Source organism: Pseudomonas sp. Soil_N_39 (assembly GCF_057655955.1).
The window spans coordinates 32,274-47,781 of sequence record NZ_JBDGLI010000012.1 but is presented as its reverse complement, the minus strand read 5'-3'; the positions used below and the strand labels follow the sequence as shown (position 1 = coordinate 47,781).

Annotated in this window: 14 protein-coding genes; 7 read left to right on the top strand and 7 right to left on the bottom strand. The window is 61.9% G+C overall.

Annotation, left to right across the window (positions count from 1 at the left end; genetic code table 11):
• The first annotated feature begins 242 nt into the window (after positions 1-242).
• Positions 243-989, top strand: a complete 747-nt coding sequence (locus AC3A5O_RS18490; RefSeq protein WP_072410832.1) for a FadR/GntR family transcriptional regulator — start codon at positions 243-245, stop codon at positions 987-989.
• Positions 990-1,207: 218 nt separating this feature from the next.
• Here AC3A5O_RS18490 and AC3A5O_RS18485 read toward each other — a convergent pair whose 3' ends face one another.
• Positions 1,208-1,588: a hypothetical protein gene (locus tag AC3A5O_RS18485; protein ID WP_122568896.1), complete on the bottom strand. Its 381-nt coding sequence runs from the start codon at positions 1,586-1,588 to the stop codon at positions 1,208-1,210.
• A 371-nt stretch (positions 1,589-1,959) separates the two neighbouring features.
• On the opposite strand from AC3A5O_RS18485, the gene kdgD reads away from it, so the two are divergent.
• From kdgD to AC3A5O_RS18460, 5 genes are all read left to right on the top strand, one after another.
• Positions 1,960-2,871, top strand: a complete 912-nt coding sequence (kdgD, locus tag AC3A5O_RS18480; RefSeq protein ID WP_014336610.1) for a 5-dehydro-4-deoxyglucarate dehydratase — start codon at positions 1,960-1,962, stop codon at positions 2,869-2,871.
• A gap of 128 nt (positions 2,872-2,999) precedes the next feature.
• The gene (locus AC3A5O_RS18475; protein ID WP_122568895.1) at positions 3,000-4,445 is read left to right on the top strand and encodes an aldehyde dehydrogenase family protein; all 1,446 of its coding nucleotides are present in this window, start codon (positions 3,000-3,002) and stop codon (positions 4,443-4,445) included.
• Positions 4,446-4,530: 85 nt separating this feature from the next.
• Complete coding sequence (locus tag AC3A5O_RS18470; protein ID WP_122568894.1) at positions 4,531-5,895, top strand: MFS transporter; 1,365 nt, start codon at positions 4,531-4,533, stop codon at positions 5,893-5,895.
• 13 nt (positions 5,896-5,908) lie between these two features.
• Positions 5,909-7,462 carry a galactarate dehydratase gene (gene garD / locus AC3A5O_RS18465; protein ID WP_122568893.1) on the top strand — a complete coding sequence of 518 codons (1,554 nt, stop codon included), beginning with the start codon at positions 5,909-5,911 and terminating at the stop codon, positions 7,460-7,462.
• Between the two features lie 410 nt (positions 7,463-7,872).
• Positions 7,873-8,814 (top strand): AEC family transporter, encoded by a 942-nt coding sequence (locus AC3A5O_RS18460; RefSeq protein ID WP_122568892.1) that lies wholly within the window; start codon positions 7,873-7,875, stop codon positions 8,812-8,814.
• Between the two features lie 135 nt (positions 8,815-8,949).
• On the opposite strand, the gene AC3A5O_RS18455 is transcribed toward AC3A5O_RS18460, so the two are convergent.
• The 6 genes from AC3A5O_RS18455 to gatC all read right to left on the bottom strand — a co-directional run bounded on the left by AC3A5O_RS18455 (position 8,950) and on the right by gatC (position 14,236).
• On the bottom strand, positions 8,950-9,330 hold the full coding sequence (locus tag AC3A5O_RS18455; protein WP_122568891.1) for a carboxymuconolactone decarboxylase family protein: 381 nt from the start codon (positions 9,328-9,330) through the stop codon (positions 8,950-8,952).
• Entirely contained in the window at positions 9,327-10,388 is a 1,062-nt protein-coding gene (locus AC3A5O_RS18450; protein WP_122568890.1) for a calcium/sodium antiporter, read from the bottom strand. Before AC3A5O_RS18450 ends, AC3A5O_RS18455 begins: the two co-directional genes overlap by 4 nt.
• 49 nt (positions 10,389-10,437) lie before the next feature.
• Positions 10,438-10,815, bottom strand: a complete 378-nt coding sequence (locus tag AC3A5O_RS18445; RefSeq protein ID WP_487753529.1) for a septal ring lytic transglycosylase RlpA family protein — start codon at positions 10,813-10,815, stop codon at positions 10,438-10,440.
• Between the two features lie 209 nt (positions 10,816-11,024).
• Complete coding sequence (gatB, locus tag AC3A5O_RS18440; RefSeq protein ID WP_122568888.1) at positions 11,025-12,470, bottom strand: Asp-tRNA(Asn)/Glu-tRNA(Gln) amidotransferase subunit GatB; 1,446 nt, start codon at positions 12,468-12,470, stop codon at positions 11,025-11,027.
• 10 nt (positions 12,471-12,480) lie between these two features.
• On the bottom strand, positions 12,481-13,932 hold the full coding sequence (gene gatA / locus AC3A5O_RS18435; RefSeq protein ID WP_305491699.1) for an Asp-tRNA(Asn)/Glu-tRNA(Gln) amidotransferase subunit GatA: 1,452 nt from the start codon (positions 13,930-13,932) through the stop codon (positions 12,481-12,483).
• A gap of 16 nt (positions 13,933-13,948) precedes the next feature.
• Positions 13,949-14,236, bottom strand: a complete 288-nt coding sequence (gene gatC, locus AC3A5O_RS18430; protein ID WP_003197816.1) for an Asp-tRNA(Asn)/Glu-tRNA(Gln) amidotransferase subunit GatC — start codon at positions 14,234-14,236, stop codon at positions 13,949-13,951.
• 214 nt (positions 14,237-14,450) lie between these two features.
• Between gatC and mreB the strand changes: the two genes are divergently transcribed.
• Entirely contained in the window at positions 14,451-15,488 is a 1,038-nt protein-coding gene (mreB, locus tag AC3A5O_RS18425; protein ID WP_002555108.1) for a rod shape-determining protein MreB, read from the top strand.
• Positions 15,489-15,508 lie beyond the last annotated feature (20 nt).

Here is a 15,508-nt window from a genome sequence, read left to right as displayed (position 1 = left end):
CGATGTATCAGTTGATGTCGCTGTGGCTGACCCGCCGCCATCGCGAGCAAGCTCGCTCCCACACGGGTTTGTGTTGATCATGATATCTAGGTGCACAACCGATCCAATGTGGGAGCGAGCTTGCTCGCGATGAAGGCGACTCGGTTTAACCGCCAGCCCCGGATATCAGTGCCCCACGGTGATCGTACAACCACGTTGCGCTATGATGTTGTCATTCAGCCGCTTGCCGAGACACAGACACAATGGAAAACCCGATCGACGTACCCCGCCTTCCCCGCAAGCGCCGCAGCCTGGCGCAGGAGCTGGTGACGGTGCTGACCGAGCAGATTCGCGACGGCCTGCTCAAGCGCGGTGATAAATTGCCCACCGAGTCGGCGATCATGGAAGCCCATGGCGTCAGCCGCACCGTGGTGCGTGAGGCGATTTCCCGCTTGCAGGCCGCCGGCCAGGTGGAAACCCGCCATGGCATCGGCACCTTCGTGCTGGACACGCCCAGCCCGAGCGGTTTCCGCATCGACCCGGCCACGGTGGTCACCTTGCGCGACGTGCTGGCGATCCTGGAGTTGCGCATCAGCCTGGAAGTGGAATCCGCCGGGCTGGCGGCGCAGCGCCGCAGCGACGAGCAACTGGCGACGATGCGCGCCGCCCTCGACGCCTTGAAGGAAAGCGCCGCCCACGCCAGTGACGCGGTGGCCTCGGACTTCGCCTTCCACCTGGAAATCGCCCTGTCCACCGGCAATCGCTACTTCACCGACATCATGACCCACCTGGGCACCAGCATCATCCCGCGCACCCGGCTGAACTCGGCGCGCCTGGCCCACGACGACCACCAGCACTACATGGATCGCCTGAGCCGCGAGCACGAGGAAATCTACGAAGCCATCGCCCGCCAAGACTCCGACGCGGCCCGGGCGGCCATGCGTTTGCACCTGACCAACAGCCGCGAAAGGCTGCGCCAGGCCCATGAAGAGGCACAGGCGCAGGGCTGAGACGCGCGGACATGTCGGACGCATCCTGTGGCGAGGGGATTTATCCCCGTTGGGTTGCGCAGCAACCCCGGAACTGACGCGTCTGTGTGTCTGATCGGATTGAGTCGCTGCCTTTGGGGTTGCTGCGCAACCCAGCGGGGATAAATCCCCTCGCCACAGGGGAGCGGTGTCCGGCTTTAGATCCGTATGCCCGTCTGACGAATCGTAGGCGCGTAGTCCTACGCCTTGATCCGCAACATCTGCGGCTCGGATGTATCGGGATCCCTGCTCTCGTAACTAACCTCGTAACGAAGCTCAACCAATTTGTCGATGTAATCTGTCAAATATTTGTCGATGTAATTTTTCAAGTCGGCATTGGTTAGAGGCATTGTCACATCCTTGAGTGGCGTACCTTCCTCGCCCTCGCTCAGAGGCGTAAACACGCCTACGGGAGTTGGACGCGTCGAGCCCTCGCCCAGAGTTAGGCGGGCGTTCGAGTACGCTTCGAAAGCTGCATCCGGAATCTCCACTGTTAACGTCTCTGTATTTGACAAACTGATCGCGACTTCCTCAGAGGGTTGAAAACCCTTTAGCGTCGGTTTCACATACGTCTTCGCCATGATGTCACTCCCAGTGAGACAGCCCTGCTCGTTGCGCGCGGGCGACTCACTTAAAAGATTGTGAAAGGGACTACGGCCGTGCCCAGCACGGCCATACGTGGGTTATGCCCCCTCGCCGTAACGGCGCCTACTGGCAGAGTTGACAGTGGCGACGAGCGGTCCTGGGCGCTTTTCCGGCAAGTTTCATCCGTCTTCCCATCGCGCCCAAAGCCCCGATTTACAAGGCTTCACGCCAAACACCTCAACCCAACACCCGACAAAAGACGAAATGCAGTTGACGTTCATATTTTAAGTTGTACGATGACCTACAACTTCTCAGCGAAGCTAACCGTTTCCTACAACACATCATTTGCGTCCAGGGTGTTCGAATAATGAATCCACAAGAACTGAAGTCCATCCTCTCGTCTGGCCTGCTGTCGTTCCCGGTCACCGATTTCACTGCCCAAGGCGATTTCAATCGCGACAGCTACATCAAGCGCCTCGAGTGGCTGGCCCCGTATGGCGCCTCTGCATTGTTCGCAGCGGGCGGCACCGGTGAATTCTTCTCCCTGGCCGCCAGCGAGTATTCCCAGGTCATCAAGACCGCCGTCGATACCTGCGCCACCAGCGTGCCAATCCTTGCCGGTGTCGGCGGTGCCACCCGCCAAGCCATCGAATACGCTCAAGAAGCCGAGCGCCTGGGCGCCAAGGGCTTGTTGCTGTTGCCGCATTACCTGACCGAAGCCAGCCAGGACGGCGTTGCCGCCCACGTTGAAGCCGTGTGCAAATCGGTGAAGATCGGCGTGGTGGTGTACAACCGCAACGTCTGCCGCCTGAACGCCACCCAGCTGGAACAACTGGCCGAGCGCTGCCCGAACCTGATCGGCTACAAGGATGGCTTGGGCGATATCGAACTGATGGTGTCGATCCGTCGTCGCCTCGGCGATCGTTTCAGCTACCTGGGCGGCCTGCCGACCGCTGAAGTCTACGCCGCGGCCTACAAGGCCCTGGGCGTGCCGGTCTACTCCTCGGCGGTGTTCAACTTCATCCCGAAAACCGCGATGGACTTCTACCACGCCATTGCCCGTGACGATCACGAGACTGTCGGCAAGATCATCGACGACTTCTTCCTGCCTTACCTGGACATCCGCAACCGCAAGGCCGGTTACGCGGTGAGCATCGTCAAGGCTGGCGCGAAGATCGTTGGCTATGACGCAGGCCCTGTGCGTACGCCGCTGACCGACCTGCTGCCAGAAGAATACGAAGCCCTGGCCGCGCTGATCGACAAGCAAGGCAAGCAGTAACAGACCGATGAAGCCGCTGAGTAATCAGCGGCTTTTTGCGTAAGGCTTGTTCATTCCCACGCTCCACGTGGGAATGCCACCAGGGACGCTTTGCGTCCCTAGACAGCTTTTGTAGAAGGAGTAGCTCCGTGGCAGATTCAAAGCGTTTCGATAACTACATCAACGGTCAGTGGGTGGCCGGTGCCGACTATTGCACCAACATCAACCCGTCTGACTTGTCCGATGTCATCGGTGAATACGCCAAGGCTGACGCAGCGCAAGTCAATGCCGCCATCGAAGCCGCCCGCGCCGCCTTCCCGGCCTGGTCGACCTCGGGCATCCAGGCCCGTCACGATGCGCTGGACAAAGTCGGCACCGAGATCCTCGCCCGCCGTGAAGAACTCGGTCAACTGCTGGCCCGGGAAGAGGGCAAGACCCTGCCCGAAGCCATCGGCGAAGTGACCCGCGCCGGTAACATCTTCAAGTTCTTCGCCGGTGAATGCCTGCGCCTGTCGGGCGATTACGTGCCGTCGGTGCGCCCAGGCGTCAACGTCGAAGTGACCCGTGAAGCCCTCGGTGTGGTCGGCCTGATCACCCCGTGGAACTTCCCGATCGCCATCCCCGCGTGGAAAATCGCCCCGGCCCTGGCCTACGGCAACTGTGTGGTGATCAAGCCCGCCGAGCTGGTACCGGGCTGCGCCTGGGCCCTGGCTGAAATTATCTCCCGCGCCGGTTTCCCGGCCGGTGCGTTCAACCTGGTGATGGGCAGCGGCCGGGTGGTCGGCGAAGTGTTGGTCAACAGCCCGAAAGTCGACGGTATCAGTTTCACAGGCTCCGTGGGCGTGGGCCGGCAGATCGCGGTCAATTGCGTGTCGCGCCAGGCCAAGGTGCAGTTGGAGATGGGCGGCAAGAACCCGCAGATCATCCTCGACGACGCCGACCTCAAGCAGGCCGTCGAACTGGCGGTGCAGAGCGCGTTCTACTCCACTGGTCAACGTTGCACGGCCTCGAGCCGCCTGATCGTCACCGCCGGCATCCACGATAAGTTCGTCGCGGCGATGGCCGAGCGCATGCAGTCGATCAAGGTCGGTCATGCGTTGAAGGCCGGCACCGACATCGGCCCGGTGGTTTCCGAAGCCCAGCTCAGCCAGGACTTGAAGTACATCGACATCGGCCAGAGCGAAGGCGCGCGGCTGGTCAGCGGTGGCGGTCTGGTGACGTGCGACACTGAAGGTTACTTCCTGGCGCCGACCCTGTTCGCCGACAGCGAAGCGTCGATGCGCATCAGCCGCGAAGAGATCTTCGGCCCGGTGGCCAACGTCGTGCGCGTGGCCGACTACGAGGCGGCGCTGGCGATGGCCAACGACACCGAGTTCGGTCTGTCGGCCGGTATCGCCACCACCTCGCTGAAGTATGCCAACCACTTCAAGCGCCATTCCCAGGCGGGCATGGTGATGGTCAACCTGCCGACCGCCGGCGTGGATTACCACGTGCCGTTCGGCGGACGCAAAGGTTCGTCCTATGGGTCGCGTGAGCAAGGTCGCTACGCGCAAGAGTTCTACACCGTGGTGAAGACCTCCTACATCGGTTCGTAATACGCAACACCGGTCGGCGCCGAGTCCCGGCGCCGACCGCACAAATTGATTTCCCGTATAAAAATAAATAGTGGAAGTAGATTACATGCAAGAGACCAAGCCGACACACGTCCGCTATTTGATCCTGCTCATGCTGTTTTTGGTGACGACGATCAACTATGCCGACCGCGCGACCATCGCCATCGCAGGCTCCAGCCTGCAAAAAGACCTCGGCATCGATGCCGTCACCCTCGGTTATATCTTCTCCGCTTTCGGCTGGGCCTATGTGGCCGGGCAGATTCCCGGCGGCTGGCTGCTCGACCGTTTCGGGTCGAAAAAAATCTATGCGTTGAGCATTTTTACCTGGTCGCTGTTCACCGTGCTGCAAGGCTATGTGGGTGAATTCGGCATGTCCACGGCCGTGGTTGCGCTGTTCATGCTGCGCTTCCTGGTCGGGCTGGCCGAAGCGCCGTCCTTCCCGGGCAACGCACGGATCGTCGCCGCCTGGTTCCCCACCGCAGAACGTGGCACCGCCTCGGCGATCTTCAATTCGGCGCAGTATTTCGCCACGGTGTTGTTCGCACCGCTGATGGGCTGGATCGTCTACCGTTTCGGTTGGCAGCACGTGTTCATCGTGATGGGCGTGATCGGCATCGTGTTCTCGCTGGTTTGGCTGAAAGTGATCTACAGCCCGCGTCAGCACCCGATGATCAACGAGGCCGAGTTCAATCACATTGCCGCCAATGGCGCAATGGTCGATATGGACCAGGACAAGGGCAAGGAAAAGAAAGCCGACGGTCCGAAGTGGGATTACATCCGCCAACTGCTGACCAACCGCATGATGCTCGGCGTATACCTGGGCCAGTACTGCATCAACGGCATCACGTACTTCTTCCTGACCTGGTTCCCGGTGTACCTGGTGCAGGAACGCGGAATGACCATCCTCAAGGCTGGTTTCATCGCGTCCTTGCCGGCGATCTGCGGCTTCATCGGCGGCGTGCTCGGCGGGGTGATTTCCGATTACCTGCTGCGCAAGGGCCACTCGCTGACCTTCGCCCGCAAGACGCCGATCATCGCCGGCCTGCTGGTGTCCAGCAGCATCGTGGCGTGCAACTACGTGGACATCGAATGGATGGTGGTGGGCTTCATGGCCCTGGCCTTCTTCGGTAAAGGCGTCGGCGCACTGGGCTGGGCCGTGGTGTCCGACACGTCGCCAAAACAGATCGCCGGCTTGAGCGGTGGCCTGTTCAACACCTTCGGCAACCTGGCATCGATTACCACGCCAATCGTCATCGGCTACATCATCAGCGCCACGGGTTCGTTCAAGTGGGCACTGGTGTTTGTCGGTTGCAACGCGCTGGTGGCGGTGTTCAGCTACCTGGTCATCGTAGGGCCGATCAAGCGTGTGGTACTCAAGGAACCCACGGCCAAGGATGCCGACCTTTCCAGCCTGTCTGAAGCTAAATCCTGAAGGAGCGGCATCGATGCAACTGATTGAACATGCCGATTCGCCCCGTTACATCCGCTTGCATGAGCGGGACAACGTGGTGATCGTCGTCAATGACCAGGGCGTGCCGGCCGGGACCGAGTTCCCGGACGGGCTGGTCACCGTCGACTTCGTACCCCAGAGCCACAAGGTCACCCTGGTGGACATTCCCGAGGGAGGCGAGGTGATTCGCTACGGCCAGGTCATTGGCTACGCGCTGCAACCGATCCCTCGTGGCAGCTGGGTCAAGGAAGACCAACTGCGCATGCCCACCGCGCCGCCGTTGGACAGCCTGCCGTTGTCCACCGACGTGCCGTTGGCCGATGCGCCGCTGGAGGGCTACACCTTCGAGGGTTATCGCAACGCCGACGGGACTGTCGGCACGCGCAACATTCTGGGTATCACCACCACGGTGCAGTGCGTGACTGGCGTGTTGGACCACGCGGTCAAGCGCATCAAGGACGAGCTGTTGCCCAAGTACCCGAACGTCGATGACGTGGTGGCGCTGACCCACAGTTATGGCTGTGGCGTGGCGATCACCGCCACCGACGCCTACATCCCGATCCGCACCGTGCGCAACCTGGCACGCAACCCGAACCTGGGGGGCGAGGCACTGGTGATCAGCCTGGGCTGCGAGAAATTGCAGGCCGGGCAGGTGATGCATGAAGGCGACAGTTCGGTGGACCTCAGCGAGCCGTGGTTGTATCGCTTGCAGGATTCCAGTCACGGCTTTACCGAAATGATCGAGCAGATCATGGAGTTGGCTGAAACGCGCCTGAAGAAACTCGACCAGCGCCGTCGCGAAACCGTGCCGGCCTCGGAGCTGATCCTGGGCATGCAGTGCGGCGGCAGCGATGCGTTTTCCGGCATCACCGCCAACCCGGCGCTGGGCTATGCCTCGGATCTGTTGCTGCGGGCGGGGGCGACGGTGATGTTCTCTGAAGTCACCGAAGTGCGCGATGCGATTTACCTGCTGACCTCCCGGGCGCAAACCCAGGAAGTCGCCCAGGAGCTGGTGCGGGAAATGGACTGGTACGACCGCTACCTGGCCAAGGGCGAAGCCGATCGCAGTGCCAACACCACGCCGGGCAACAAGAAGGGCGGGCTGTCGAACATCGTCGAAAAATCCCTGGGCTCGATCGTCAAGTCCGGCAGCAGCGCGATCAACGGCGTGCTCGGCCCGGGCGAGCGCTTCAAGCAAAAGGGCCTGATCTTCTGCGCCACACCGGCCAGTGATTTTGTCTGCGGCACGCTGCAACTGGCGGCGGGGATGAACCTGCACGTGTTCACTACCGGCCGCGGCACGCCGTACGGCTTGGCCATGGCCCCGGTGGTGAAGGTCTCGACCCGCACCGAACTGGCCCAGCGCTGGCCGGACCTGATCGACATCGACGCCGGCCGGATCGCCACCGGACGGGCGACCATCGAAGAGTTGGGCTGGGAGCTGTTCCACTACTACCTGGACGTGGCCAGCGGCAAGAAACAGACCTGGGCCGAGCGGCACAAGCTGTACAACGACATCACCTTGTTCAACCCTGCGCCGATTACCTGATGTACTTGTGATCGCTGGAGATCCAGTGTGGGAGATCCAATGTGGGAGCGAGCTTGCTCGCGATAGCGATGGTTCAGCTTGAGTTGATTTTGAATGTGCCGCCGCCATCGCGAGCAAGCTCGCTCCCACAGGGGGTTTTTGGTGAATGTAGATTCTGAGTTCACCCAAGAAGGAGTGTGTGGGAGCGAGCTTGCTCGCGATAGCGCTGGTTCAGCTTGAGTTGATTTTGAATGTGCCGCCTCCATCGCGAGCAAGCTCGCTCCCACAGGGAATGGAGTGAATTCAGTTTCTGTGAGCGCCCCAAAAAAATGTGGGAGCGAGCTTGCTCGCGATAACGCTCTACCAGACGCCAATGCCGTGAGTGGCTTATCATTAGCCACCTAACGACACCCCTCTCAAGGTCCTCCGGCATGCTGGCAATTTTCCTCGAAACCCTGAACGTCACCGCGCCGGTGTTCGCCATGCTGTTTCTGGGGGTGTTGCTCAAGCGCATCAACTGGATCAACGACAACTTCATCCACATCGCCTCGTCCCTGGTGTTCAACGTCACCATGCCGGCGCTGTTGTTCCTCGGCATCCTGCACGCCGACCTGCACTCGGCTTTGCAGCCTGACCTGTTGATCTATTTCTCTATCGCCACCCTGGTGAGCTTTGCGATGGCTTGGGGTTGGGCGATCTGGCGTTGCCCGCGGGAGGATCGCGGCATCTACACCCAGGGTGCGTTTCGCGGCAACAACGGGGTGATCGGCCTGGCGCTGGCGGCGAGCATGTATGGCGACTACGGGATTTCCCTGGGGTCGATTCTCGCGGCGTTGGTGATCCTGTTCTACAACACCTTGTCGACCATCGTGCTGGCGGTCTACAGCCCGGTGATCAAGTCCGATCCGTGGAGCATCTGCAAAAGCGTGATCAGCAACCCGCTGATCATCAGCGTGATCGTCGCCGCGCCGTTCGCCTATTGGCAGATCGGCCTGCCGAACTGGTTCGAGACCTCGGCCAAATACTTGTCGCAAATGACCTTGCCCCTGGCGCTGATCTGCATCGGCGGCACGCTGTCGCTGGCGGCCCTGCGCAAGAGCGGCAAAATGGCCTTGAGTTCGAGCCTGGTGAAAATGGTCGGCCTGCCGCTGGTGACCACCCTCGGTGCCTGGCTCTGGGGCTTTCGCGGGGCGGAACTGGGGATTCTGTTCCTGTACTTCGGCAGCCCCACCGCCGCCGCGAGCTATGTCATGGCCCGGGCGGCCGATGGCAACCATGAACTGGCGGCGGCGATCATCGTCATCACCACCTTGATGGCGGCGATTACCACCAACCTGGGGATCTTTGTGTTGCAGTGGGGTGGCTGGATCTAGGCTTGGGCTTGCGGTGTTCTTGAGGTCCAATCGCGAGCAAGCTCGCTCCCACAGTGGTTTTTAGGTGCATTCAAATACCCCATACACCCACGATCACCTGTGGGAGCGAGCTTGCTCGCGATAGCGATCTAACGCTCACTCAGATTTCTGATAACTATCGATCACTTCCTGCGCCGCCCGAAACGCATCAATCGCCGCCGGCACGCCCGCGTACACCGCGCAATGCAGCAACGCCTCGCGAATCTCTTCCACCGTGCAACCATTGTTCAGTGCACCACGCACATGACCCTTGAGCTCCTGCGGGCACTTGAGGGCGGTGAGGGCGGCGAGGGTGATCAGGCTGCGAGTCTTCAGCGGCAGGCCGTCGCGGCTCCAGACGCTGCCCCAGGCGTGTTCGTTGACGAAGTCCTGCAACGGCTGGGTGAAGTCGGTGGCGTTGCCCAGGGCGCGGTCGACGAACGCGTCGCCCATGACCTGGCGACGCATGTCCAGGCCGGTCTTTGGAGTGTCGGTCATGGCAAATCCCTCTTGTGGTGTTGGCGGCGCCAGGCGCGCAGGGAGGTGAACAGCAAAAACGCGAGCAGGGCCGGCAGCACATAGAACAGCATCAGCCGTTCCAGTTGGCCGGCCAGGGGCATGCCGGTGGTGAACGACACCACGTGCAGCCCATAGGCCAGGTACAAACCCAGGAACAGCAGGCCTTCGGCACGGGTGACGCGATAACCGGAATAGAACACCGGCAGGCACAGCACCGCCACGCCGAGCATCACCGGCAGGTCGAAATCCAGGGCGTTCGGCGAGACCGACAGTGGCGTGGGTGCGGCGAGGGCGGTGACCCCCAGCACGCCCAGCAGGTTGAACAGATTACTGCCGATCACGTTGCCCACGGCAATGTCCCGCTGGCCCCGCAAGGCGGCGATCAGCGAAGTGGCGAGTTCAGGCAGCGAGGTGCTGACGGCGACGATGGTCAGGCCGATGATGCGTTCCGAGAGCCCGAGGTCCGTCGCCACTTCCACTGCCGCACCCAGCAACAAGTGCCCGGCGAATACCAGCATCGCCAGGCCCGACGCAATCATCAGCACACTCTTGAACCAGGACAGGTGGGCCACCTCGCCCCCCACCGGGTGCGGACGCGCCGAATGCCGCGACTGGCGCAGCAACAACCCGAGGTACACCGCCAGGGCCAGCAGCAGCCAGGCGCCGTCCAATCGGGTCAGTTCTTCATTCAATGCCAGCACGAACACCAGCAGGCTGGCACCGATCATCAGCGGGATGTCCAGGCGCACCAGTTGGCGCGAGACGCGCAACGGAATGATCAGCGCCGACAGCCCGAGGGTGACGAGGATGTTGAAGATGCCGCTGCCGATCACGCTGCCCACGGCGATGTCGGCGTTCTGCGCCAGGGTCGCTTGCAGGCTGACGGCCATTTGCGGCGCGCTGCTGCCGAAGGCGACGACGGTCAGGCCGATGATCAGCGGCCGTACCTGCAAGCGTGCCGCCAGGCCCACGGCGGCGCGCACCAGCAGTTCGGCGCCGCCGATCAGCAACAGCAGGGCGCCGAACAATTCGATCAGGCTGAGCAGCGGTAGGGCGGTGATTAGGGAAATGGCCGGGCTCCGTCTATCAATCGTCGAGGGCTTGCACGCGCACCCGCGCGGTGCCGCTGCGCAACATGCCCAGTTGCTCGGCGGCTTCGCGGGATATGTCGATCAAACGGCCACGAGTATACGGGCCGCGGTCGTTGATGCGGACCACGACGCTGTCGTTGTTTTTCAGGTTGGTGACTTTCACCCGGGTGCCAAACGGCAACTGGCGATGGGCGGCAGTCAGGCCGTGCTGGTTGAAACGCTCGCCGCTGGCGGTGCGCTTGCCATGGTGCCTGGCACCGTAATAAGAGGCGACGCCGGTCTGGTCGTAGCCGTGTGGATCGACCGTCCCGCTCTGGCTGGCGCAACCGGCCAGCAGGGACAGCAGGGCGCAGGCGCCGAGGAGACGCTTCATGTAGGGTTTTCCAACTACAGATAGGGGAACTGGCCTGTGGGAGCAAAGCTTGTGGGAGTAAAGCCTGTGGGAGCAAAGCTTGCTCGCGATGAACGATAACGCGGTCCACTGATGGATCGACGTGTCTTCATCGCGAGCAAGCTTTGCTCCCACGGGCTCGCTCCCGTAAGGGCGAAGGGAGCCAGGCTTGAAATCTGGCTCCATGGCTATCAGCCCTCGAGCTTGCTTTTGAGCAGTTCGTTGACCTGTTGCGGGTTGGCCTTGCCCTTGGAGGCCTTCATGGCCTGGCCGACAAAGAAGCCGAACATCTTGCCGCGCTTGGCTTCGTCTGCCGCACGGTACTGTTCGACCTGCTCGGCGTTGGCCGCGAGCATTTCATCGAGCACGGCGCTGATCGCCCCGGTGTCGGTGACCTGCTTCAAGCCGCGCTTCTCGATGATCTCGTCGGCGCTGCCTTCACCATTGGCCATGGCTTCGAACACCATCTTGGCGATCTTGCCGGAAATGGTGTTGTCCTTGATCCGCACCAGCATGCCGCCCAGTTGCTCGGCCGAGACCGGCGACTCATCGATTTCCAGGCCCTGTTTGTTCAACAGGCTGCCCAACTCGACCATCACCCAGTTGGCCGCCAGCTTGGCGTCGCCGCCAATGCTCACGACTTTCTCGAAGTAATCGGCCTGTTCGCGGCTGGTGGCCAGGACGTTGGCGTCATAGCTCGACAGGCCGAACTGTGCCTGGAAGCGCTCGCGTTTCTGCGGTGGCAGTTCCGGCAGGGTGGCGCGCACGTCATTGAGGAACGAATCCTCGATGACCACCGGCAGCAGGTCCGGGTCGGGGAAGTAACGGTAGTCGTTGGCTTCTTCCTTGCTGCGCATCGGACGGGTCTCGTCCTTGTTCGGGTCGTACAGGCGGGTCTGCTGGATAACCTTGCCGCCGTCCTCGATCAGTTCGATCTGGCGCTGGATCTCGCTGTTGATCGCCTTCTCGATGAAGCGGAACGAGTTGACGTTCTTGATCTCGCAGCGGGTGCCGAATTCAACCTGGCCCTTGGGCCGGATCGACACGTTGCAGTCGCAGCGCAGCGAACCTTCGGCCATGTTGCCGTCGCAGATGCCCAGGTAGCGCACCAGCGCGTGGATCGCCTTGACGTAGGCCACGGCTTCCTTGGCGCTGCGCATGTCCGGCTCGGAGACGATTTCCAGCAGCGGCGTGCCGGCACGGTTCAGGTCGATGCCGGTGGCACCGTTGAATTCTTCGTGCAGGCTCTTGCCGGCGTCTTCTTCCAGGTGCGCCCGGGTGATGCCGACGCGCTTGACCGTGCCGTCTTCCAGGGCGATGTCCAGGTGGCCCTTGCCGACGATCGGCAATTCCATCTGGCTGATCTGGTAGCCCTTGGGCAGGTCCGGGTAGAAGTAGTTCTTGCGGGCGAACACGTTGTGTTGGCCGATCTCGGCGTCAATCGCCAGGCCGAACATCACCGCCATGCGCACCGCTTCCTGGTTCAGCACCGGCAAGACGCCGGGCATGCCCAGGTCCACCAGGCTGGCCTGGGTGTTGGGCTCGGAACCGAATGTGGTGGAGCTACCGGAAAAGATTTTCGACCGGGTGGTGAGCTGGGTATGAATCTCCAGCCCGATCACGACTTCCCATTGCATGTGTTTCTCCTCAGAAGCCGGTTGGGGTGCGGGTGTGCCAGTCAGTGTTCAACTGATACTGATGGGCAACGTTCAACAGGCGGCCTTCCTGGAAATACGGCGCGAGCAATTGCACGCCCACCGGCAAGCCATCGACGAAGCCGGCCGGCATGGACAGGCCCGGCAAGCCGGCGAGGTTGGCGGTGATGGTGTAGACGTCTTCCAGGTACTCGGCGACCGGGTCGCTGTTCTTGGCGCCGAGTTTCCAGGCCGGGTTCGGCGTGGTCGGGCCGAGGATGATGTCGACCTCGTTGAAGGCGGCCATGAAGTCGTTCTTCACCAGGCGGCGGATTTTCTGCGCCTTGAGGTAGTAGGCATCGTAGTAGCCGGCGGACAGCGCATAGGCGCCGACCATGATCCGGCGCTGCACTTCGGCACCGAAGCCTTCGCCACGGGAGCGCTTGTACAGGTCGACCAGGTTTTCCGGGTTCTCGCAGCGATAGCCGAAGCGCACGCCGTCGAAGCGCGACAGGTTCGAGGACGCTTCCGCCGGGGCGATCACGTAGTACGCAGGAATCGCGTGCTGCATGTTCGGCAGGCTGATTTCCTTGATGACCGCGCCGAGCTTCTCCAGCTCCTTGACGCTGTTGTGGATCAGCTCGGCGATGCGCGGGTCGAGACCGGCGCTGAAGTATTCCTTCGGCACGCCGATGCGCAAACCTTGCAGCGAACCGTTGAGGCTGGCGCTGTAGTCCGGAACGGGCTCATCGATGCTGGTGGAGTCGTTCGGGTCGAAGCCGGCCATGCCTTGCAGCAGGATCGCGCAGTCTTCGGCGGTGCGCGCCAACGGGCCACCCTGGTCGAGGCTGGAGGCGTAGGCGATCATGCCCCAGCGCGAAACGCGACCGTAGGTCGGCTTTAGGCCGGTGAGGTTGGTGAACGCTGCTGGCTGGCGAATCGAGCCACCGGTATCGGTGGCGGTGGCGGCCGGCAACAGGCGCGCGGCCACGGCGGCGGCGGAACCGCCGGACGAGCCGCCCGGTACGTGTTCCAGGTTCCACGGGTTCTTCACCGCGCCGTAGTAGCTCGACTCGTTGGCCGAGCCCATGGCGAATTCGTCCATGTTGGTCTTGCCCAGGGTCACGGTGCCAGCGGCGGCCAGCTTGGCGACCACGGTGGCATCGTACGGGGCCTTGAAGTTGTCGAGCATCTTCGAGCCGCAACTGGTGCGGATGCCCTGGGTGCAGAACAGGTCCTTGTGGGCAATCGGCGCACCGAGCAGGGCGCCGGTCTCACCCTTGGCGCGACGGGCGTCGGCGGTCTTGGCCTGGTTCAGGGCCAGCTCCTGGGTGAGGCTGATGAAGCTGTTGAGCTGCGGGTCGAGCTGGGCGATGCGCGCCAGCAGGACCTGGGTCAGTTCTTCGGAGGAAAACTTTTTATCGGCGAGTCCGCGGGCGATCTCGGCCAGGGTCATGTGATGCATGAGAGGCTCTTTCCCTTTAGTCGATGACTTTCGGAACCAGGTACAGGCCGTTTTCGACCGCTGGTGCGATGGACTGGTAGGCCTCGCGGTGATTGGACTCGGTCACGACGTCGGCGCGCAGGCGCTGGCTGGCTTCCAGTGGGTGGGCCAGGGGTTCGATACCGTCGGTGTTGACCGCCTGCATCTCGTCGACCAGCCCCAGAATGCTGTTCAGGGCAGAAGTAATGTGTGGAAGATCGGCTTCATTGAGGCCCAGACAGGCCAGATGAGCGATTTTTTCCACGTCGGAGCGTTCAAGCGCCATGGGATTCTCCAGTGGAAAACAAAACGGACGCAGTCTGTCCGTGTGTTAGATTGTCGGAACACTACCGCATTTCTACGGCCCTACGGCCGCGATTTCGGGGTTTGGTGCACAGAAAAGCGGCCAATTTAACATATTGGCGCCTTGCCCAAAATCCCTGTCGTTGTTAGAGTTTGCCGCACTTTTTTACCCACGCGTTGCCTAGGGTCCCTTTCCCATGTTCAAGAAACTGCGTGGCATGTTTTCCAGCGATCTTTCCATCGACCTGGGCACTGCCAACACCCTTATTTACGTGCGCGAGCGCGGTATCGTCCTGAATGAACCCTCGGTCGTGGCCATCCGCACCCATGGTAACCAGAAGAGTGTCGTGGCTGTCGGTACGGAAGCCAAGCGCATGCTGGGCCGTACACCGGGCAACATCGCGGCCATTCGCCCCATGAAGGACGGCGTGATCGCCGACTTCAGCGTCTGCGAGAAGATGCTGCAGTACTTCATCAACAAGGTTCACGAAAACAGTTTCCTGCAGCCCAGCCCTCGTGTGCTGATCTGCGTGCCATGCAAGTCCACCCAGGTAGAGCGTCGCGCCATCCGTGAATCGGCCCTCGGTGCCGGTGCCCGTGAAGTGTTCCTGATCGAAGAGCCCATGGCCGCTGCCATCGGTGCCGGCCTGCCGGTGGAAGAAGCCCGCGGCTCGATGGTCGTCGACATCGGTGGCGGTACCACTGAAATCGCACTGATCTCTCTCAACGGTGTGGTCTACGCCGAATCCGTACGTGTGGGCGGCGACCGTTTCGACGAAGCGATCATCACTTATGTGCGTCGCAACTACGGCAGCCTGATCGGCGAATCCACCGCCGAGCGCATCAAGCAGGAAATCGGCACGGCCTATCCGGGCGGTGAAGTGCGTGAAGTCGACGTACGCGGTCGCAACCTGGCCGAAGGCGTTCCACGGGCCTTTACCCTCAACTCCAACGAAGTGCTCGAAGCGTTGCAGGAATCGCTGGCGACCATCGTCCAGGCCGTCAAGAGCGCCCTGGAGCAGTCGCCGCCGGAGCTGGCCTCGGACATCGCCGAGCGCGGCCTGGTGCTGACCGGTGGTGGTGCGCTGTTGCGTGACCTCGACAAGCTGCTGGCCCAGGAAACCGGCCTGCCGGTGATCGTGGCCGAAGACCCGTTGACCTGCGTTGCCCGCGGCGGTGGCCGTGCATTGGAAATGATGGACAAGCACACCATGGACCTGCTCTCCAGCGAATAAGTCTGGCTGAGTGGTCTATG

What these genes read in the sequence shown, in the direction of transcription:
- garD (WP_122568893.1), top strand. Translation starts at nt 5,909, where the DNA reads ATGCAACTGATTGAACATGCCGATTCGCCCCGTTACATCCGCTTGCAT.
- AC3A5O_RS18445 (WP_487753529.1), bottom strand. Translation starts at nt 10,815, where the DNA reads ATGAAGCGTCTCCTCGGCGCCTGCGCCCTGCTGTCCCTGCTGGCCGGT.
- gatA (WP_305491699.1), bottom strand. Translation starts at nt 13,932, where the DNA reads ATGCATCACATGACCCTGGCCGAGATCGCCCGCGGACTCGCCGATAAA.
- AC3A5O_RS18455 (WP_122568891.1), bottom strand. Translation starts at nt 9,330, where the DNA reads ATGACCGACACTCCAAAGACCGGCCTGGACATGCGTCGCCAGGTCATG.
- gatC (WP_003197816.1), bottom strand. Translation starts at nt 14,236, where the DNA reads ATGGCGCTTGAACGCTCCGACGTGGAAAAAATCGCTCATCTGGCCTGT.
- mreB (WP_002555108.1), top strand. Translation starts at nt 14,451, where the DNA reads ATGTTCAAGAAACTGCGTGGCATGTTTTCCAGCGATCTTTCCATCGAC.
- AC3A5O_RS18490 (WP_072410832.1), top strand. Translation starts at nt 243, where the DNA reads ATGGAAAACCCGATCGACGTACCCCGCCTTCCCCGCAAGCGCCGCAGC.
- AC3A5O_RS18460 (WP_122568892.1), top strand. Translation starts at nt 7,873, where the DNA reads ATGCTGGCAATTTTCCTCGAAACCCTGAACGTCACCGCGCCGGTGTTC.
- gatB (WP_122568888.1), bottom strand. Translation starts at nt 12,470, where the DNA reads ATGCAATGGGAAGTCGTGATCGGGCTGGAGATTCATACCCAGCTCACC.
- AC3A5O_RS18485 (WP_122568896.1), bottom strand. Translation starts at nt 1,588, where the DNA reads ATGGCGAAGACGTATGTGAAACCGACGCTAAAGGGTTTTCAACCCTCT.
- kdgD (WP_014336610.1), top strand. Translation starts at nt 1,960, where the DNA reads ATGAATCCACAAGAACTGAAGTCCATCCTCTCGTCTGGCCTGCTGTCG.
- AC3A5O_RS18470 (WP_122568894.1), top strand. Translation starts at nt 4,531, where the DNA reads ATGCAAGAGACCAAGCCGACACACGTCCGCTATTTGATCCTGCTCATG.